Below are 18,602 nucleotides of genomic sequence, written 5' to 3' on the forward strand. Positions count from 1 at the left end.
ACCGTCCTGTTAACGTCGCCCTCAACTGACGCGCATCATTCGGAGGGCAATGTGGTCACGCTGCGTATGCGGGTGAACGGCGTAACCCGTTCGCTCGAACTCGAACCATGGGTCAGCCTGCTCGACGCGCTACGTGAGCGCCTCGACCTGACCGGCACGAAGAAGGGCTGCGACCAGGGCGCCTGCGGTGCCTGCACGGTGCTGGTCGACGGCGAGCGGATCAACTCCTGCCTGGCCCTCGCGGTGCAGTACGAGGACCGCGACATCACCACCATCGAGGGGATCACGCACCCGATCCAGCGGGCGTTCATCGAGCACGACGGCTTCCAGTGCGGTTACTGCACCTCCGGCCAGATCTGCTCGGCGATCGGCATGCTGGCCGAGCACGGGGCGGGGATGCCCAGCGCGGTCACCGAGCCCGGCGCCACCGGGCTGTCGGAGGCCGAGATCAGGGAGCGCATGAGCGGCAACCTGTGCCGCTGCGGCGCGTACAACGGGATCGTCGACGCCATCAAGGAGGTCGCGCGATGAAGCCGTTCGCGTACGTCAGCGCGCCCGACGTGGCCACGGCCGTCCGCGCGATCTCGACGGAGCCCAACGCGAAGTTCCTCGGCGGCGGGACGAACCTCGTCGACCTGATGCGCGAGGACATCGAGCGGCCCGACACGGTGGTCGACATCACCCGGCTGCCGCTGACCGAGATCGAGGAGCTGCCCGGCGGCGGCGTGCGCATCGGGGCGCTGGTGCGCAACAGCCACCTGGCCGCCCACCGGCTGATCAGGACCCGCTATCCGCTGCTGTCGCAGGCGCTGCTCGCGGGCGCGTCGGCGCAGCTGCGCAACATGGCCACGGTGGGCGGCAACCTGCTGCAGCGCACCCGGTGCCCCTACTTCTACGACGGAGCGTCGGCCTGCAACAAGCGCGTGCCCGGCAGCGGCTGCGACGCGATCGGCGGCTTCAACCGCAACCACGCGATCCTCGGCACGAGCGACGACTGCATCGCCACGCACCCCTCGGACATGTGCGTCGCGCTCGCCGCGCTCGACGCCACCGTGGAGGTGGAGAGCGTACGCGGCCTGCGTCGCGTGCCGCTGGCCGACTTCCACCGGCTGCCCGGCGGCACGCCGCACCTGGAGACGGCGCTGGAGCCCGACGAGCTGATCACCGCGGTCGAGGTGCCGGCGCTGACGGCGCCCTCCTGCTATCGCAAGGTGCGCGACCGGGCCTCGTACGCGTTCGCGCTGGTGTCGGTCGCCGCGGCGCTGGAGGTCACGGACGGGGTCGTGTCGGAGGTACGGCTGGCGCTCGGCGGCGTGGCGGCCAAGCCGTGGCGGGCCCACCAGGCCGAGGCGGCCCTGCTCGGCGCCCCGGCCACCGAGGAGTCGTTCCGCCGGTCGGCCGAGGCGGAGCTGGAGCCGGCGGTCGGCCGGCCGGACAACGCCTTCAAGATCGAACTAGCACAACGGACAATCGTGGCGACATTGCGGCAGCTCAGCGACAGGGGCCTGGCATGACCACCACCACTACCGAGACGCAGAGCCCGCCGCGCGAGAAGGCCGTGGGCCGGGGCATCGACCGGGTCGACGGCCCGGAGAAGACGACGGGCACGGCCCGGTTCGCGGCCGAGTTCCCGTACCCGGACCTCGCCTACGCCGCCCTGGTGCACGCGACGGTCGCCCGCGGCCGGATCACCGGCATCGACGTCAAGGCGGCCGAGGCGGTGACGGGCGTCCTGTCAGTGCTCACCCATCTGAACGCGCCCGTGCTGAAGCCGGCGCCCGCGCGGAGCATGCTCGACCTGAGCACGATGGTCTCCGCGACGTCGGTCAACTACCTCAACACCGACGAGGTGCACTGGGACGGACAGCCGGTGGCGGTCGTCGTCGCGGAGAGCCTGGAGGCGGCGCGGTACGGCGCGAGCCTGGTCGAGGTGACCTACCAGGAGTTCCCGGCCGTGCTGGACTTCGCCGCGGAGGAGGCGAACGCCAAGCCGCAGCCGAGCAGCATTCTGGGGCCGGGCAGCGCCAAGAAGGGTGACGCGGAGGCGGCTCTGGCGGTGGCGCCGGTCTCGGTGGACCTGCGCTTCACCACCCCGCCCCACAACCACAACGCGATCGAGCCGCACGCGACCACCGCCGTCTGGGACGGCGACCGGCTGACCGTGCACGAGGGCAGTCAGGCCATCTCCTGGATGCGCAAACACCTCGCGGTCAGATTCGGCATCCCCGAGCGGAACGTACGCATGACCTCCCCGTACGTCGGCGGCGGCTTCGGCGGCAAGGGCTCGATCTGGCCGGGCACGATCCTGACCGCGCTGGCCGCCCGGGCGACCGGCAGAGCGGTGCGGATGATGCTGACCAGGGAGGGCGTCTACCGTACGGTCGGCGGGCGCACGCCCTCGACCCAGCGCGTCGCGCTCGGCGCCGGCCAGGACGGCAGACTGACCGCGCTGATCCACACCAGCGTCACCAGGACCGGGAAGGTGGGCGGCAACTCCGAGTCGGTGACCGAGGCGGCCCGGCACCTCTACGACGCCGAGAACATCCTCGTCCAGCAGAAGCTCGTCGAGATGGACCTGCTCCCCAACACGTTCATGCGCGCGCCCGGCGTGTCCATCGGCACGTTCGCGCTGGAGGCGGCGATCGACGAGCTGGCCGGCGAGCTCGGCGTCGACCCGATCGAGCTGCGGATGCGCAACGAGCCGGAGCGCAACCCGCTCGACGGCAAGCGCTTCGCGCACCGGAAGCTGCGCGAGGCGTACGCGCTGGGCGCCGAGCGGTTCGGCTGGGCCGAGCGCACGCCGGAGCCCGGCTCGATGCGCGACGGCAGGTGGCTCGTCGGTATGGGGGTGGCCACGGCCTACCACTCGTCGGTGCAGTTCACGGCCAACGTCACCGTGCGGCTCTCGGCCGACGGCACGGTCGTGGTGCGCTGCGGCTTCCAGGAGATGGGCATGGGCGGCGCGACCGCGCAGGCGCAGATCGCCGCCGACGAGCTGGGCGTGCCGTTCGAGGCGGTCCGGGTGGAGTACGGCGACTCCGACCTGCCGACCGGACCCATGGCGGGCGGCTCCGCGCAGACCGCGAGCATCGCGGCCAGCCTGCTGTCGGCCTGCGAGAAGCTGAGGGGGTCGGTGCTGGCGCTGGCCCGGCGCTCCGGCGACTCGCCGTTGCGCGGGCAGCGGCTCGCCGCGGTCGAGGCCAGGGACGGCGGGCTCTACCGGCGCGACCGGCCGGACGCCGGCGAGAGCTACGAGGCCATCCTGTACAGGGCGGGCCGGCCGTCCGTCGAGGCGGCGATCGGCTCCGAATCGGGCCTCGGCGCTCTGGCCGGGCAGATCAGGTTCATGGCCAAGTTCGTCAACGACCAGCGGCGCTGGGTCAAGGCCGCGTCCGGCGCCCAGTTCTGCGAGGTACGCGTCGATCCGGACACCGGCGAGGTACGGCTGTCACGCTGGCTCGGCGTGTTCGACGTGGGCCGGGTGATCAACGCGAAGACGGCGGCCAGCCAGCTCCGGGGCGGCATCGTGATGGGGATCGGCATGGCGCTGTCGGAGGAGACGCTCGTCGACCCGCGCAACGGGCGCGTCATGAACCCGGGGCTGGGCGACTACCACATCCCGGTGCACGCCGACATCCCGCCGATCGACATCCACTACCTGGACGAGCCGGACCCGACCATGCCCCTGGGCCTGATCGGGATCGGCGAGGTGAGCATCACGGGCGTCGCCGGGGCCATCGCCAGCGCCGTGCATCACGCCACCGGCAAGCGCGTCCGCGACCTGCCCATCACGCTCGACAAGCTGCTCTGACCGCTGAGGTCCCTCCGGGGAGCGGAAGAAGCTGCCCCGGAGGGAAGGTCGGTCACTGACCGGCCAGGCCGGTGTGGGCGACTCCTCTGATGATCTGGCGCTGGAAGAGGACGAAGACCACCAGCAGCGGCAGCCCGGCGAGCACCACACTGGCCATGATCTGCGCGTACCGAAGCCCGAACGTACCCTGCACCACGTTGGCCAGCCCGACCGGGAGGGTCATTGTGTTGGGGTCCGTCGAGACCAGGAACGGCCAGAGGAAGTTGTTCCACGTCGTGATGAACGTGAAGATCGACACGGCCGCGAGCACCGGCCGCGACAGCGGCAGGACGATGGTGAAGAACACCCGCCAGCGCCCGGCCCCGTCCACGAAGGCCGCCTGCTCCAGCTCAAGCGGCACATCCTGGAAGAACTTGTAGAGGATGTACACGATCAGCGGCGCCGCCACCTGCGGCAGGATGATCGACCACCAGGTGTCGACCAGCCCGAGCGAGACCATCTCGGCGAACAGCGGCGCCATGAGCACCTGCGGCGGCACCATGATCCCGGCCAGGATGACCGCCAGGAGCGCCCGCTGGCCGCGGAACTGCGTACGCGCGAACCCGTACGCGGCCATCGCCGAGAACAGCACGGTCATGAAGGTGACGACGACCGCGGTGACCGTCGAGTTGATCGCCCACTTGACGATGCCGCCGGTCGCCAGCACCAGCCGGTAGGCGTCCAGGGTGAGCTCGCTGCCGAACCACTGGAGCGGCAGCTTGGTGGTCTCGCTCTCGGGCTTCAGCGAGGTGGCGACGGCCCAGGCGAGGGGCGCGAGCCAGACGATGGCGAGCGCCGCCGCGATCACCAGCAGGATGATCTGGGAGGGGCTGAACCGCTTGGTCATGACAGGGCCTCCTCGCGCTTGCGGAGCAGCCGGAGCTGGCCCAGCGACACGATGACGATCAGGACGAAGAGGATGTAGGTGATGGCCGACGCGTAGCCGATGCGGTAGCCGGAGAAGCCGACCTCGTAGGCGTACTCGATGATCGGCCGGGTGGCCTCCTCGGGGCCGCCGTTCGTCATCAGGTAGATCTGGTCGAAGACCTTCAGCGACGCGAGGAGCTGCAGGATCACGATGAGCCCGGTCGTCCGGCCGAGCAGGGGCAGCGTGATCGAGCGCAGCTTGGTCCAGGCCGTCGCGCCGTCGATCGCGGCGGCGTCGTACAGGTGCTGGGGGATCGACTGCAGGGCGGCGAGGTAGAGCAGGAAGTTGAAGCCGACCGTCCACCAGACGGTGGTCAGCACCATCGACCACATCGCCACGCTCGGGTCGCCCAGCCAGAGGACGTCAGTGCCCAGGGTGCCGTTGAGCAGGCCGTACTCGGGCGGGTAGATCATCTGCAGCCAGAGCACCGCGACCACGGCCGACGGCAGCAGGAACGGCCCGAAGAACGACAGCCGCCACAGCCACTGCAGGAAGCGCAGGTTGTGCACCAGCAGGGCGAATCCCAGGCCGAGCAGCACCAGCGGGATCGTGCTCAGCACGGTGAACACCACGGTGTTCCACAGCGAGTGCCACATTCTGGGGTCGGTGAACGCCTCGGCGTAGTTGGCGAACCCGACGAATTCGTTGTTGCCGCCCGCGATGTTGACACTCGACAGGCTCATCCGGAGGCCGAGCACGGTCGGCCACACCAGGAAGGCGGCATAGATCACCAGGAAGGGCGCGACGAACAGCAGTCCGTGCTGGGTCCAGCGGCGCCGTACTTGAACGTGGGCGACGGGAGCGGTCGTGGCGGGGGCGGCGACGGTGGACGTCATCATCCCTCCTTGGCGGGGAAGGGGTTCGGGGCTGACATGAGCCGGCGCAGCGCCTGCTTGGCCGTCTCCAGGCCCTGCTCGGGTGTTCGCGCCCCGCTGATGACCGGCGAGAACGCGCCGCCGAACTCGATCCACAACCGCGACGCGGACCCGGCGAACCACACCTTCGGGTCCAGGGCGACCTCGGTGATCACTGAGCGGTACTCCGACTGCGGCTGCAGCGCCAGGTAGGCGGGCTCCTCAAGCGCGGGCAGGTAGGCGGGCACGTGCCCGGCCACCGCCCAGTCGGCACTGTGCTTGACCAGGTAGGCGATGAACCGGTAGGTCGCCGCCTCGGTCTCCGGGTCCCGGTTGCGCTGGTGCGGCAGCACGAACGAGTGGCAGTCGGCCTGGGCCGCGCCGCTGCCGAAGACACTGGGGAAGCGGGCCATGCTGAACGGCGTCTTGCGTTCCTTGAGCCCGGTGGTCTCCCAGTCGCCGTTCCACAGGAAGGCCGCCAGGCCGTTGGTGAAGGCGGCCACGGACGCGCCGTAGTCGGTCTTGGGGTTGCAGAGCCCCTCCTGGCCGAGCTGGCGCATGAACCGCAGCGCGGTCAGCGCCTTGGCGTCGTCGAGGGTGATCCGGGTGCCGTCGTCCGACACCAGCGTGCCGCCGCTCTGCGCGTACAGGGTCTCCCACACCCGCCACGGGCCCACCGTGCCGAGGCCGAGCGCGTCGAAGACCAGCGGCGGCTTGCCGCCGAGCGCGTCCTTGGCCTTGCGCAGCATGGCCAGCAGCTCATCGGTACCGGTGGTCGGCTTCAGCTTGCCGTCGTCCCCGAGCAGGCCGGCGCGGCGGGAGAGGTCGGTGTTGTAGTACTGGACCATGGGGTGGGCGTCGAACGGCACGGCGTACAGCTCGCCGTTGACGTGGGCGCGTTCCCAGATGGGCGGGCTGAAGTCGGCGGCCCGCAGGCCGTTCTTGGCGAGCAGGTCGACGTTGATCGGGTCGAGTATCCGGCCGGCGCCGATCCCGGACAGGCGGGCCAGGTGGAACGTGGCCAGGTCGGGCGAGCGCCCGCCCGCTCCGGCCATCGCGACCTTCGTGTAGTACGGCTCGCCCCAGGCGAGCACGTTCTCCTCGACGAAGACGTCGGGATTGGCCTTGGCGAACGCGCCGACCATCCGGTTCATGATGATGCCGTCGCTCGCGCCGAGGAAGTGCCAGTAGCGGACCCGCCGCTGGGCCGAGCCCAGGCCGACGGGGATCGCACAGCCGGCCGCGCCGGCACCGAGAAGAGCGAGGCCGCCACCGAGGAGGTGGCGGCGGGAGACGGACGAGGGACCTTCCATGAGCGGCCTCTTTTCGGGTTACCCGAGTGTTTGCGGTAACACGTGAGCTGTCAAGAGCCTTGACCGGACCTATGAGAGCGCTAACAATCTAGGCATCACTTTCGAGGAGTCCGCACAGTGCACGAAGCACATCTCACGATCGACCCCGCCTTCCGCGTGGCCCCCGTACGCCGCCGCACCTTCGGCACGTTCGTCGAGCACCTGGGCCGGTGCGTCTACACCGGCATCTACGAGCCGGGCCACCCGACGGCCGACGAGGACGGCTTCCGCCGGGACGTGCTCGACCTGACCCGCGAGCTGGGCGTGTCCACGGTCCGCTATCCGGGCGGCAACTTCGTCTCCGGCTACCGCTGGGAGGACGGCATCGGGCCGGTCGCCGAGCGGCCCCGGCGGCTGGACCTGGCCTGGCACAGCACCGAGACCAACGAGGTCGGGGTGGATGAGTTCGTCCGCTGGTGCCGCAAGGCCGGGGTGGAGCCGATGATGGCGCTCAACCTCGGCACGCGCGGCATCGCCGAGGCCCTTGACCTGCTCGAATACTGCAACCACCCGTCCGGCACCACACTGTCGGACCTGCGGATCGCCAACGGCGCCAAGGAGCCGCACGGCATCCGGATGTGGTGCCTGGGCAACGAGATGGACGGCACGTGGCAGACCGGCCACAAGACCGCCCGCGAGTACGGCCGGCTGGCCGCCGAGACCGCCCGCGCCATGCGCACGATGAACGGCGACCTGGAGCTGGTCGCCTGCGGCAGCTCGTCCTCGTCGATGCCGACCTTCGGCGCGTGGGAGGCCACGGTGCTGGAGGAGACCTATGACGTGGTCGACTACGTCTCCTGCCACGCCTACTACGAGGAGAAGGACGGCGATCTGGCGAGCTTCCTGGCCTGCTCGACCGACATGGAGTACTTCATCCAGTCGGTCGTGTCCACCGCCGACCACGTCGGCGCCCGGCTGAAGTCACGCAAGAAGATCAACCTGTCGTTCGACGAGTGGAACGTCTGGTACCTGTCCCGCTTCCAGGCCGCCGAGCCGCCGCGTGACTGGCCGGTCGCGCCGCCGCTGCTGGAGGACCACTACCACCTGGCGGACGCGGTGGCCTTCGGTGGCCTGCTGATCACCCTGCTGCGCAACAGCGACCGGGTGACCTCCGCCTCGCTGGCCCAGCTGGTCAACGTGATCGCGCCGATCATGACCTCGCCCGGCGGTTCGGCGTGGAAACAGACCACCTTCCACCCCTTCGCGCAGGCCTCCCGCCTGGCCGCCGGCGACGTGCTCCGCGTCGAGGCGACCTCCCCGAGCCACGACACCAAGGAGTACGGGGAGGTGCCGCTGCTGCACTCCGTCGCCACGCACTCCGCCGACGGGACCGTGATCTTCGCCGTCAACCGCTCGACCGACGAGCCGCTCTCCCTGGAGATCGACGCGCGGTCACTGGGCGACGTCCGCGTCGTCGAGGCCACCACGCTGTCGGGCCCCGACGTCTACGCGCGCAACACGGCCGAGGCGCCGGACACGGTCGCCCCTCGGACGAACCCGGACGTCCAGCACGATCCCCTGCGCGTGCTGCTGCCTCCTGTCTCCTGGAATGTGATCCGCCTCGGCTGATCACTATCACCTGGTACGGCTGGCGCCCGTGCTCTCCCTGACCACGAGCTCGGGCTCCACCAGCCGCTGAGTCTCCCGCTTCGTGCCGGCCATCTGGTCGAGCAGCAGGTGGAAGGCGTTGCGACCGACCTCACCGAAGTCCTGCCGGACTGTGGTCAGCGGGGGCCAGAAGTAGGCCGCTTCGGGGATGTCGTCGAAGCCGACCACGCTCACCTCCTCCGGCACCCGGCGCCCGGCCTCGCGCATCGCCCGCAGGACGCCCAGCGCCATCTGGTCGTTGCCCGCGAAGACGGCCGTGACCGACGAGTCGGCGGCCAGTCGTCTACCGTGCTGGTAGCCCGAGCGGGAGCTCCAGTCGCCGCGTAACAGCTCGGGCACCGGCCGGCCCTCGGCTTCCAGCGCTCCTCGCCAGCCCTCGATCCGGCCGCTGGCGTCGATCCAGTCGACCGGCCCGCTCAGGTGCCAGACCGTCTCGTGTCCGAGGCTCAGCAGGTGGCGCGTCGCCCGCGCGGCGCCCGCCCGCTGGTCGACCATGACCACCGGCACCGGGACCTCCTTGCCCGCGTCGACGGCGACCACCGGCAGATCGGGCGGCAGGTAGCGCAGGCCGTCGACCGCCGACTCGTGGGGCGCGACGATGACCACGCCGTCGACGGACTGGGACCGGAGGCGGTGCACGCCCTCCTCGATCGACTTGCGGTTGAGCAGGCTCAGGCTGGCGATGCTCACGGTGTAGCCGCTCAGCCGGGCCGCCTGCTCGATGCAGTAGAGAGTGGAGGCCGGGCCGTACAGGGTGGTGTCGATGCTGACCACGCCGAGCACGCCCGAGCGGCCCGTGACCAGCTGGCGAGCAGCCGAGTTGGGCCAGTAGTCCAGCTCGCGCACGGCGGCCAGCACGCGCTCCCTGGTCTCGGCGCGGACCCGGTCGGGCGCGTTGAGCACCCGCGAGACCGTCATCGCCGAGACGCCGGCCAGCGCGGCCACATCGCCGAGCACGGCGGGCCTGGTGCGCGGTTTGCCGTCCGATCCCCCAGCCATGCGGATCACCACCTCCGCGATAACGCTAACAGGCAGGTCGCACAGGTGTGGATCGCTGACCGCAGTGTGGACACGCGGACGGGCACTTGACACCTCCTTCCCGGCAATGGTCTGCTAGCGCTGATTCGGAATGGCATTCCGTAGTACGGAATAGACGAAATACGGAAAAGAGAGGGGTGCACGTGAAGGCCCTGGTGTTCACCGGTCCGAGCGTCGTGGAGCTGCGCGAGGTGCCCGAGCCCGTGGTCGGCGCCGGCGAGGTGCTCGTCCACGTGGCCGCGTCCGGCATCTGCGGCAGCGAGTTGCACGGCGTCAGGACACCAGGCTTCCGGGTGCCGCCCCTGATCATGGGACACGAGTTCACCGGCCACACCGACGACGGACAGGCCGTCATCGTCAACCCCATCCTGGCCTGCGGCACATGCGACCTGTGCGCCCAGGGGCAGCCCAACATCTGCCGGAACCGGCAGATCCTCGGCATCCACCGGCCCGGCGGCTTCGCCGAACGCGTCGCCGTCCCCGCCACCGCCGTCATCCCCCTGCCCGACGGCGTCGGCCGCACCGCCGCCGCGCTGATCGAGCCCGCCGCCAACGCGGTGCACGCCTGGCGCCTGGCCGGCCACCCCGCCGGAGCGCGCGTCGGCGTCATCGGTGCCGGCGCCATCGGGCTCACCTGCCTGCACACCGCCCTCGCCGGCAAGGCCGCGTCCGTCCATGTCGCCGACCGCTCGCCCGAACGCCTGGCCATCGCCGCCCGGCTCGGCGCCACCACCGGCCCCGAGCTGACCGGCGAGTACGACGTCGTCTTCGACGCCGTCGGCGCCGCCGCCACGCATGAGCAGTCCCTCACCCACCTGCGCCCCGGCGGCGTGACGGTATGGCTCGGCCTGGCCGCCGCCGACCCCGGCTTCGACGCCACCGACCTCGTACGCACCGAGAAACGCGTCCTCGGCTCCTTCGCCTACGGCGACGCCGACTTCAGCGCCGCCATCGACCTGGTCGGCGGATGGGACCTCAGCTGGACCGACACCTACTCCCTCGACCAGGGCGCCGACATCTTCACCACGCTGATGAACGGCCACACCACCCCGGTCAAGGCCCTCCTGATCCCCTGAGAGGTGGTAATCATGTGCCCAGCCGACCCGCCGTTGTCCCGCTACCGGCCGGTCTCCCAGCTCCGGGTCGCGGTCCACGAGGTCGACCGGGCCGGTGTGCCCGCCGTGGACGCCCACGTCCACCTGGGCCGGTGGCTGAGCGAGGACAGGGACTGGACGGTCAAGGACGTACCGGCCCTGATCGGCCTGATGGACGAGGTCAACCTGCGCGGCATGGTCAACCTCGACGGCCGCTGGGGCACCGAGCTGGCCGCGAACATCGAGCGCTACGACGCGGCCCACCCCGGCAGGTTCGCCACCTTCTGTCACGTCGACTGGGCGCAGACGGCCGAGCCGGGGTTCGGCGAGCGGCTGGCCGCGCAGTTACGCCGCTCGGCGGCCGAGGGCGCGGCGGGGCTGAAGGTCTGGAAGGACGTCGGCCTTCGGGTCCGCGATCACCGCGGCGAGCTGGTGATGCTCGACGACCCGCCGCTGATGGGCCGCTGGACCATCTCCGGCCTCGATCTCCCACCGGACGTACTCGAACAGGTCTACTCGGCGAACGCGCGCCGGCTCGTGCCAAGGCTGGCATGAGCGGCCAACGTGCCAGACGGGTACTTTCCTCGTAAAAACCTGCCTTTTACCTGCGCGTTCGCGGAATGGTCGGCGCGGTGGCGGACACCATCGTGGAGTGGAGCTTCTCAGGGCCGAGGGCCTGCGTAAACGCTTCCCGGGCGTGCTGGCGCTCGACGGCGTCGACCTGACCGTACGCGCCGGTGAAGTGCACGTCCTGCTGGGCGAGAACGGCGCGGGCAAGAGCACGCTCATCAAGATGCTCTCCGGCGCCTACCACCCGGACGAGGGCCGCGTGCTGCTCGACGGGCGAGTCGTGCACATCCGTACGGCCGGCGACGCGCAACGGCTCGGCATCGCCACCATCTACCAGGAGTTCAACCTGGTCCCTGAGCTCAGCGTGGCCGAGAACCTGTCGCTGGGCCGGCCGCCGCGCAGGTTCGGCTTCGTCGACACCAAGAAGATGCACGAGCGGGCCGTGGAGCTGCTGGCGCGGGTGGGCGTGGACGTCGATCCGCGTACGCCGGTCGCCCGGCTGGGCATCGCCCGCATGCAGATGGTGGAGATCGCCAAGGCACTCGCCCTCGACGCCCGCGTTCTGATCATGGACGAGCCGACGGCGGTGCTCACCACCGGCGAGGTCGAGAAGCTGTTCTCGATCGTCCGCCGACTCCGTGAGGACGGGGTGGCGATCGTGTTCATCACCCACCACCTGGAAGAGATCGCCGCGATCGGCGACCGCGTGACCGTGCTGCGCGACGGCCGGTCGGTCGGCGAGGTGCCCGCCGACACGCCCCAGGACGAGCTGGTCCGCCTCATGGTGGGCCGTCCGATCGACCAGCAGTTCCCGCGCGAGCGCGGCCAGGCGGGCGAGCCGCTGCTCAAGGTCACCGGGCTCGGCCGCAAGGGCGTCTTCGAGGACGTCTCCTTCGAGGTCCGTGCGGGCGAGGTGGTCGGTCTGGCCGGGTTGGTGGGCGCCGGTCGTACGGAGGTCGCCAGGGCGGTGTTCGGCGCCGACCGCTACGACACCGGCGAGGTCACCGTACGCGGCCGGCGGCCCGCGCCGGGGGACGTGGTCGCGGCCATGGAGGCCGGCCTGGGGCTGGTCCCCGAGGACCGCAAGGGCCAGGGGCTGGTCCTGGGCGCGGACATCGGCGAGAACCTGGGGCTGGTCACCATGCGCGAGGCCACCCGCGCCGGATTCGTCGACCGCGGCGGGCAGCGCCGCGCCGCCGCGGAGGTCGCGGAACAGCTCGGCATCCGGATGACCGGACTGGCCCAGGAGGTACGCACGCTCTCCGGCGGCAACCAGCAGAAGGTCGTCATCGGCAAGTGGCTGGAGGCCGACGCGGGGGTGCTGATCCTCGACGAGCCGACCCGCGGCATCGACGTGGGCGCGAAGGTGGAGATCTACCAGCTGATCAACCAGCTCACCGCGTCGGGGCACGCGGTGCTCATGATCTCCAGTGACCTGCCCGAGGTGCTCGGGATGAGCGACCGGATCCTGGTCATGGCGCGCGGGCGGCTGGTCGGCGAGCTGTCTGCGGCCGAGGTCACCCAGGACGGCGTGATGGCGCTGGCGGTCGCCGAGGTGGCGGGGCCCCGTGGCCGGTAACGTCTTCCTCCGGCGGTCCTGGCTGGCCGAGAACGGCGCGCTCGTGGCGCTCGTCGTGCTGGTCGTGGCGCTGTCGCTGCTGTCGGCCGACTTCCTCAGCGTAACGAACCTGCTCAACGTGGGCGTCCAGGCGGCCGTCACCGCGATCCTCGCCTTCGGCGGGACGTTCGTCATCGTCACCGGCGGCATCGACCTGTCGGTGGGCTCCGTCGCCGCGCTCTCCGCGATCGTCCTGGCGTGGACGGCCGCCGTCCCCGGCCTGCTCTGGCCGCTGGCCACCGTGGTCTCCCTGGTGGTGGGCGTCGCGTGCGGCCTGGTCAACGCCGCTCTCATCGCGTACGGCAAGCTGCCGCCGTTCATCGCCACGCTGGCCATGCTCGGCATCGCCCGCGGCCTGGCCCTCGTCATCTCCCAGGGCAGCCCCATCCCGATGCCGGACGCGGTCTCCCATCTGGGCGACACCATCGGCGGCTACCTGCCGGTCCCCGTCCTCGTGATGCTGGTCATGGGCGCCCTCGCGGCCGTGATCCTCAACCGGACCTATGTGGGCCGCGCGATGTACGCCATCGGCGGCAACGAGGAGGCCGCCCGGCTGTCGGGCATCAAGGTCTCCCAGCAGAAGCTCATCACGTACGCGCTGTCCGGTGGATTCGCGGCGGTCGCCGGGATCGTCCTGGCCAGCCGCCTGGCCTCGGCCCAGCCGCAGGCCGCCGCCGGCTACGAGCTCGACGCCATCGCGGCCGTGGTCATCGGCGGCGCCAGCCTGTCCGGCGGCAAGGGCCGGGCGCTCGGCACGTTCGTCGGCGCGCTCATCCTGGCCGTCCTGCGCAACGGCCTGAACCTGCTCTCCGTCTCGGCCTTCTGGCAGCAGGTCGTGATCGGCGTGGTCATCGCGCTCGCGGTCCTCGTCGACACGCTGCGGCGCAGGGGGATGTCATAGGAAAGGGATAGATCATGCGGATTCCCGCGCTCGTCATAGCTGGTGCCGCTCTCGCGCTCGGCCTCACCGCCTGTGGCTCCGCCGGCCCGTCAGGCTCGAACACCTCCGCCTCACCGGGCGGAGCCAACGTCAAGATCGGCATGACCGTGTCGACGCTGAACAACCCGTACTTCGTCCAGCTCCGCGACGGCGCGCAGGCCGAGGCCCAGAGGGTCGGCGCCAAGCTCACCGTCACCGACGCCCAGAACGACGCCTCCCAGCAGGTCAACCAGGTCCAGAACTTCGCCAGCCAGGCCATGAAGGCGATCATCCTGAACCCGGTCGACTCCGACGCGGCGGCGCCCGCGGCCAAGGCGGCGGAGCGCGCCAACATCCCGGTCATCGCGGCCGACCGCGGCGTCAACGGCGCCGAGGTGACGCAGACCGTGGCCTCCGACAACGTGACGGGCGGCAAACTGGCCGCCCAAGAACTGGCCGAGCTGCTCGGCCACAAGGGCCAGGTCGTCGTGCTGCAGGGCGTGGCCGGCACCTCGGCCGCGCGCGACCGCGGGCAGGGCTTCACCGAGGGGATCAAGGCGTTCCCGAGCATCCAGGTCGTGGCCCAGCAGCCGGCCGACTTCGACCGGACGAAGGGCCTCGACGTCATGACGAACCTGCTCCAGTCGAACCCCGGCCTCGACGGCGTGTTCGCCGAGAACGACGAGATGGCGCTGGGCGCGATCAAGGCCCTGGGTGCCAAGGCGGGCAAGGAGGTCAAGGTCGTCGGCTTCGACGGCACCCCCGACGGCCTGAAGGCGGTCAAGGCGGGCACGATGAACGCCAGCGTCGCCCAGCAGCCCGCACTGCTCGGCCAGCAGGCGGTGGCGGCCGCGGTCAAGGCCGCCATGGGCGAGAAGATCGAAAAGACCGTGGCCGTGCCGGTGAAGGTCGCGACCACGGAGAACGTCGACGAGTTCAAGACCGACTGACCGGGCGTCCAGATGGCTAGTTTCTGGGCGTGAGGACCCATTCCCAGCGGTCGTTGTTCCTGTCATGGCTAGCGGTGAGCCGGGTCACCCGGGAGCCGTCGACGCTGACCAGCACCAGACCGTTGTCGAACTCGTTCCCACATTTGTCCGCGCAACCGAGCGCGACCACGTTGTCGTTGTCGGCCCAGGCGAGCAGCTGGAGCACCTTCTGTCTGCCGACGACCGCTCCGGACCGGTCGGTGATGCGGGTCGGCAGGCCGTCGCGGCCGAGGACCAGCTTGCCGTCGGGCGAGACCTTCGACCTGCCGGTGAAGTAGACGTACTGGTCGCCGGCCGGCGCCTCCCGCTGCCTGCCGTCGAGGTCGAGGAAGACCTTGTCCGTCCCGCTGACGCTGGGCTGCCAGAGCAGCGATCCGTCCAGGCTCCAGCCGAGATCCTGGCGCGCGTTCGAGTTGCCTGGAGACCCGTCCCTGCTCATCGGCCCGAGCTCGTGGTAGTCGGCCTCACCCGTGGCGACGTCGATGACGTAATAGCCGATCCGCGTGGACCCGGGCACCGACCTGGAATCCTTCCCCAGGACCTGCCACCGGTCCGGGTACTCGGAGTAGGCCGTGGCCAGGACCTTGGTCCCGTCGGGCGACCAGACCACCGACCCGACGGCGTGCTCCAGCCCGATAAAGGCCTTGATCTGCCGGGTGTTCATGTCGAGGATGCCCACCTGCTTGCCGATCAGGTCGCCCCCGACCACCGCGGCGAGCTGGAGTCCCGGCGCCACGTCCACCCAGGCCCAGGGGGTCTGCTCGTAGGTGTCATCGCGCGGGTCGTAGAGCGACCAGGTACGCCGCTCCCGCACCCAGTTGCCCTCCAGCTTCTCGACCTTGGTGACGGAGTACGCGGACACGGCCACGTTCCCGGCCGCGACCAGCTTCCGCGGCGGCGCGTTCTCCTCGTCGCCGCGTACGTCGGTCGAGGTCACCGTCGGCCTGACCGGGACACTCACCCCGTCGGTCGCCGGGCGCACGGTCGTGTTGTCGCCCCGCAGGCCGAAGGCGAACACGGCGACGGCCACCGCCAGCCCGACCGCCAGCACCGTCGCGCCGATGGGCAGCCAGGCGCGCCTCCGTAGCGCCCGGTCCGCCAGGTCGTGCGGGACCCGCGCCTCCGAGGCCCACTCCTCCAGGGTGTCGCGAAGCAGTCGGCTCATGTCGCGGCCTCCAGTTCCATGGCCAGTTCGGGGGCGATCAGCCGCAGCCGGGCAAGTGATCGGTGCGTGGTGCTTCTGACCGTGCCGACCGAGCACCCCAGCTCGCGGGCGACCTGGTGGTCGGGCAGGTCCTCGAAATAGCGGAGCACGAGTACCGTGCGCTGCTTCGGGGTGAGCTTGGCCAGAGCGCCGCGCAGCACCAGGCGCAGCTCGCTCTGGTGCGTGCGGTCCGCTCCCGGCAGGTCGGGCGGGGCCGCCTGGACGACCTCGCTGCGCCGGTTGGCCGCGCGCCACCAGCTCACCTGCTGGCGGTACATGATCTGCCTGGCGTACGCCTCGGGCGCCTCGACCCGCTGCCATTTGGCCGCCAGCTTCGTCAGTGCGGTCTGGACCAAGTCCTCGGCGCCGTGCTGGTCACCACCGGTGAGCAGGAAGCCGAGCCGCATCAGGGCGGGAGAGCGCGCAGAGACGAACTCGCGGAAGCCTTGCTCGTCCGCAGCGTCCACGACCACCTCCAAAGGGTTGATATCAGCCCTCAGACGCCGGGAAGCCTGCCGCGCTATGCCTCTGCCGGGTAACTATTTCTGACTGAACCGGATAAGTGCTTTGACCGTGGCCACCGGCCATATGGAGTGGGTGGCCTAGGGTGTGGGCAGATAACCGGTTCACAGGAGGGTCTCGTGAAGCGACCGACGATCGCCGACATCGCCAGCCGGGCGGGAGTCTCCAAGGTGGCGGTCTCCTACGCGCTCAACGGTCAGCCGGGGGTGTCGGAGGCCACCCGGGCGAGGATCGTCGCCATCGCCGAGGAGATCGGCTGGCGGCCCAACAGCGCCGCCCGCGCGCTGAACGGCGCCAGGGCCCACACCGTGGGGCTCGCGCTGTGCCGTCCCGCGCGCTTCCTGGGCGTCGAGCCGTTCTTCATGGAGCTCATCAGCGGCATCGAGGGCGAGCTCGCGGACCACTCGTACGCCCTGATGCTCCAGGTGGTCGCCGACCATGAGCAGGAGATAGAGGTCTACCGGCGCTGGTGGGGCGAGAGCCGTACGGACGGCGCCTTCCTCGTCGACCTGCGTTACTCCGACGCCAGGGTGCCCGCCATGGAGCAGTTGGGCATGCCGGTCGTGGTGATCGGCCATCCCGCCGAATCGGGCCCGCTGCCGGCGGTCTGGTCCGACGACGGCGAGGCGATCCGCGAGACCATCGCCTATCTCGTCGCGCTCGGGCACCGCCGCATCGCCCGCGTCGCCGGACTGTCCGATCTGGTCCACACGGCCGTACGCGATCGGGCGTTCGCGGAGTCGTGCGCCGGCGCGGCCGAGCACGTGACCGTGCACACCGACTACACGGGCGAGGAGGGCGCCAGGGCGACCAGGCGGCTGCTCAGCTCGGCGGCGCGGCCCACCGCGATCGTCTACGACAACGACATCATGGCGGTGGCGGGCCTGTCGGTCGCCCAGGAGATGCGGCTCGACGTGCCGCGCGACCTGTCGATCGTCGCCTGGGACGACTCCCCGCTCTCGCAGGTCGTCCGCCCACCGCTCACCGCGCTGACCCGGGACATTCCGGCGTACGGAGCGCACGCCGCCCAGCGGCTGCTGGCCCTGATCGCGGGCGAGGCCGTCCCCCCGTTCGAGGACCAGGCGGCCAGGCTGACTCCGCGCGGCAGCACCGGCGCCGTTATCACCTGATGGTGCGCCAGGACTGCTCCTCGACGAGTTCGCGGCTCCGCCAGCCGTCGGCGGTGCGCAGCATCCGGTGGTGATACCAGCCCCCGCCCTGGATCAGCCCCTTGCTGTCGGCGGAGACCAGTTCGCGCGAGGGAGCGAGGGTGTCGGCGAACGACGCGCTCACGCGGGCCTCGCCGGCCTCGAAGGCGATCCTCGTGGCGCCGATCAGGTGCAGCCGTCCGGGCCAGTTGGCCAGGACGTCGGCGAGCCAGATCTTGGCCTCGGCCCGCGTGCCGCGGATGCCGCCCGCCGTCTGGTAGTCGATCACCGCGTCAGGGGTGAACACCTCGTCGAGCAGGTCCCAGTCCCCCGAGTCGATGGCGTAGGCGTAGCGGGCCAGCACCTCGGCGATCTGGAGGCGGTCGGCGATCTCGCGGTCGTCCATACGGTGATCCAACCAAACGCTTGCTACAAACGCCAGCCGGTTCAGTGCGCGTGGGCGTACTCGTCGCGCCGGCGCAGCATCACCAGCAGCATGAGCGGGAACATCGCCACGTGCGCGGCCATCATCAGCCCCATCCCGTCGACGACCCCCAGCCACAGCAGCGGGAACAGCGGCACGACCGGCACGAACATGGCGGCGCACATCTCCAGCGTGCCGGCCCACCCGTGACCCCGGAAGCGCATCCAGACGGCCATGCCGACGGACATGTCGAACGCCATGAGCAGGTAGGCCGGCTCGGGATCCCGGTCGTACGACAGCCCGAACCCGACGGCGTCGAACAGGAAGCCGAGCACGAGCATCCCGACGAACATCGCGATGACCATCTCCACGTAGTGCCAGGCGAATCGGCCCCATGATCTCTGTGTCATGCGCCGACTGTCCCACCCCGCGTCTCCCCGCCAAAAGGCGGGCAAATCGACAGGTCCGGAAACTTGGGGTCCTG

Annotated in this window: 18 protein-coding genes; 10 read left to right on the forward strand and 8 right to left on the reverse strand. The window is 70.5% G+C overall.

All coding sequences use genetic code 11. The features are described from left to right. The first annotated feature begins 66 nt into the window (after positions 1-66). The 3 genes from AB0J16_RS01370 to AB0J16_RS01380 are packed head-to-tail and all read left to right on the forward strand — an operon-like array spanning position 67 to position 3,811. Positions 67-531: a 2Fe-2S iron-sulfur cluster-binding protein gene (locus AB0J16_RS01370; RefSeq protein ID WP_358534806.1), complete on the forward strand. Its 465-nt coding sequence runs from the start codon at positions 67-69 to the stop codon at positions 529-531. Then, complete coding sequence (locus AB0J16_RS01375) at positions 528-1,514, forward strand: xanthine dehydrogenase family protein subunit M (RefSeq protein WP_358533220.1); 987 nt, start codon at positions 528-530, stop codon at positions 1,512-1,514. Before AB0J16_RS01370 ends, AB0J16_RS01375 begins: the two co-directional genes overlap by 4 nt. After that, entirely contained in the window at positions 1,511-3,811 is a 2,301-nt protein-coding gene (locus tag AB0J16_RS01380) for a xanthine dehydrogenase family protein molybdopterin-binding subunit (RefSeq protein WP_358533223.1), read from the forward strand. The genes AB0J16_RS01375 and AB0J16_RS01380 overlap by 4 nt, the downstream gene beginning before the upstream one ends. 52 nt (positions 3,812-3,863) lie before the next feature. On the opposite strand, the gene AB0J16_RS01385 is transcribed toward AB0J16_RS01380, so the two are convergent. The 3 genes from AB0J16_RS01385 to AB0J16_RS01395 are packed head-to-tail and all read right to left on the reverse strand — an operon-like array spanning position 3,864 to position 6,945. Beyond that, entirely contained in the window at positions 3,864-4,697 is an 834-nt protein-coding gene (locus AB0J16_RS01385) for a carbohydrate ABC transporter permease (RefSeq protein WP_358533226.1), read from the reverse strand. After that, on the reverse strand, positions 4,694-5,617 hold the full coding sequence (locus tag AB0J16_RS01390) for a sugar ABC transporter permease (protein ID WP_358533229.1): 924 nt from the start codon (positions 5,615-5,617) through the stop codon (positions 4,694-4,696). Before AB0J16_RS01390 ends, AB0J16_RS01385 begins: the two co-directional genes overlap by 4 nt. Then, entirely contained in the window at positions 5,614-6,945 is a 1,332-nt protein-coding gene (locus AB0J16_RS01395) for an extracellular solute-binding protein (RefSeq protein ID WP_358533232.1), read from the reverse strand. Before AB0J16_RS01395 ends, AB0J16_RS01390 begins: the two co-directional genes overlap by 4 nt. Before the next feature lie 117 nt (positions 6,946-7,062). On the opposite strand from AB0J16_RS01395, the gene AB0J16_RS01400 reads away from it, so the two are divergent. Next, a complete protein-coding gene (locus AB0J16_RS01400) occupies positions 7,063-8,553 on the forward strand; it encodes an alpha-N-arabinofuranosidase (RefSeq protein WP_358533235.1) in 1,491 nt (496 codons plus the stop codon). A gap of 6 nt (positions 8,554-8,559) precedes the next feature. Here AB0J16_RS01400 and AB0J16_RS01405 read toward each other — a convergent pair whose 3' ends face one another. Further along, positions 8,560-9,591: a LacI family DNA-binding transcriptional regulator gene (locus AB0J16_RS01405; protein WP_358533238.1), complete on the reverse strand. Its 1,032-nt coding sequence runs from the start codon at positions 9,589-9,591 to the stop codon at positions 8,560-8,562. Positions 9,592-9,773: 182 nt separating this feature from the next. On the opposite strand from AB0J16_RS01405, the gene AB0J16_RS01410 reads away from it, so the two are divergent. The 5 genes from AB0J16_RS01410 to AB0J16_RS01430 all read left to right on the forward strand — a co-directional run bounded on the left by AB0J16_RS01410 (position 9,774) and on the right by AB0J16_RS01430 (position 14,781). After that, on the forward strand, positions 9,774-10,706 hold the full coding sequence (locus AB0J16_RS01410) for an alcohol dehydrogenase catalytic domain-containing protein (protein ID WP_358533241.1): 933 nt from the start codon (positions 9,774-9,776) through the stop codon (positions 10,704-10,706). A 12-nt stretch (positions 10,707-10,718) separates the two neighbouring features. Further along, entirely contained in the window at positions 10,719-11,279 is a 561-nt protein-coding gene (locus tag AB0J16_RS01415; protein ID WP_358533244.1) for a hypothetical protein, read from the forward strand. Positions 11,280-11,376: 97 nt separating this feature from the next. Next, positions 11,377-12,873 carry a sugar ABC transporter ATP-binding protein gene (locus tag AB0J16_RS01420; protein WP_358533247.1) on the forward strand — a complete coding sequence of 499 codons (1,497 nt, stop codon included), beginning with the start codon at positions 11,377-11,379 and terminating at the stop codon, positions 12,871-12,873. Continuing rightward, a complete protein-coding gene (locus AB0J16_RS01425; RefSeq protein WP_358533249.1) occupies positions 12,863-13,813 on the forward strand; it encodes an ABC transporter permease in 951 nt (316 codons plus the stop codon). Before AB0J16_RS01420 ends, AB0J16_RS01425 begins: the two co-directional genes overlap by 11 nt. A 14-nt stretch (positions 13,814-13,827) precedes the next feature. Beyond that, on the forward strand, positions 13,828-14,781 hold the full coding sequence (locus tag AB0J16_RS01430; RefSeq protein WP_358533252.1) for a substrate-binding domain-containing protein: 954 nt from the start codon (positions 13,828-13,830) through the stop codon (positions 14,779-14,781). Between the two features lie 16 nt (positions 14,782-14,797). Here AB0J16_RS01430 and AB0J16_RS01435 read toward each other — a convergent pair whose 3' ends face one another. Continuing rightward, positions 14,798-15,985: a hypothetical protein gene (locus tag AB0J16_RS01435; RefSeq protein ID WP_358533255.1), complete on the reverse strand. Its 1,188-nt coding sequence runs from the start codon at positions 15,983-15,985 to the stop codon at positions 14,798-14,800. Next, positions 15,982-16,491 (reverse strand): SigE family RNA polymerase sigma factor, encoded by a 510-nt coding sequence (locus AB0J16_RS01440; RefSeq protein WP_358533258.1) that lies wholly within the window; start codon positions 16,489-16,491, stop codon positions 15,982-15,984. The genes AB0J16_RS01435 and AB0J16_RS01440 overlap by 4 nt, the downstream gene beginning before the upstream one ends. 174 nt (positions 16,492-16,665) lie before the next feature. On the opposite strand from AB0J16_RS01440, the gene AB0J16_RS01445 reads away from it, so the two are divergent. Then, positions 16,666-17,676 (forward strand): LacI family DNA-binding transcriptional regulator, encoded by a 1,011-nt coding sequence (locus AB0J16_RS01445; protein WP_358533261.1) that lies wholly within the window; start codon positions 16,666-16,668, stop codon positions 17,674-17,676. Here the strand turns inward: AB0J16_RS01445 and AB0J16_RS01450 are convergent. Both AB0J16_RS01450 and AB0J16_RS01455 read right to left on the reverse strand, forming a co-directional pair. Continuing rightward, positions 17,669-18,100 (reverse strand): nuclear transport factor 2 family protein, encoded by a 432-nt coding sequence (locus AB0J16_RS01450; RefSeq protein WP_358533264.1) that lies wholly within the window; start codon positions 18,098-18,100, stop codon positions 17,669-17,671. The two genes, AB0J16_RS01445 and AB0J16_RS01450, sit on opposite strands and share 8 nt — an antisense overlap. A gap of 41 nt (positions 18,101-18,141) precedes the next feature. Further along, positions 18,142-18,528 carry a hypothetical protein gene (locus tag AB0J16_RS01455; RefSeq protein ID WP_358533266.1) on the reverse strand — a complete coding sequence of 129 codons (387 nt, stop codon included), beginning with the start codon at positions 18,526-18,528 and terminating at the stop codon, positions 18,142-18,144. Positions 18,529-18,602 lie beyond the last annotated feature (74 nt).

This window comes from Nonomuraea sp. NPDC049750, from assembly GCF_040659625.1.
Lineage (GTDB): Bacteria > Actinomycetota > Actinomycetes > Streptosporangiales > Streptosporangiaceae > Nonomuraea.

Coding starts and splice junctions, on each gene's coding strand:
- AB0J16_RS01435 (WP_358533255.1), bottom strand. CDS start 15,985: ATGAGCCGACTGCTTCGCGACACCCTGGAGGAGTGGGCCTCGGAGGCG.
- AB0J16_RS01455 (WP_358533266.1), bottom strand. CDS start 18,528: ATGACACAGAGATCATGGGGCCGATTCGCCTGGCACTACGTGGAGATG.
- AB0J16_RS01395 (WP_358533232.1), bottom strand. CDS start 6,945: ATGGAAGGTCCCTCGTCCGTCTCCCGCCGCCACCTCCTCGGTGGCGGC.
- AB0J16_RS01370 (WP_358534806.1), top strand. CDS start 67: ATGCGGGTGAACGGCGTAACCCGTTCGCTCGAACTCGAACCATGGGTC.
- AB0J16_RS01450 (WP_358533264.1), bottom strand. CDS start 18,100: ATGGACGACCGCGAGATCGCCGACCGCCTCCAGATCGCCGAGGTGCTG.
- AB0J16_RS01405 (WP_358533238.1), bottom strand. CDS start 9,591: ATGGCTGGGGGATCGGACGGCAAACCGCGCACCAGGCCCGCCGTGCTC.
- AB0J16_RS01385 (WP_358533226.1), bottom strand. CDS start 4,697: ATGACCAAGCGGTTCAGCCCCTCCCAGATCATCCTGCTGGTGATCGCG.
- AB0J16_RS01375 (WP_358533220.1), top strand. CDS start 528: ATGAAGCCGTTCGCGTACGTCAGCGCGCCCGACGTGGCCACGGCCGTC.
- AB0J16_RS01390 (WP_358533229.1), bottom strand. CDS start 5,617: ATGATGACGTCCACCGTCGCCGCCCCCGCCACGACCGCTCCCGTCGCC.
- AB0J16_RS01415 (WP_358533244.1), top strand. CDS start 10,719: ATGTGCCCAGCCGACCCGCCGTTGTCCCGCTACCGGCCGGTCTCCCAG.
- AB0J16_RS01430 (WP_358533252.1), top strand. CDS start 13,828: ATGCGGATTCCCGCGCTCGTCATAGCTGGTGCCGCTCTCGCGCTCGGC.
- AB0J16_RS01380 (WP_358533223.1), top strand. CDS start 1,511: ATGACCACCACCACTACCGAGACGCAGAGCCCGCCGCGCGAGAAGGCC.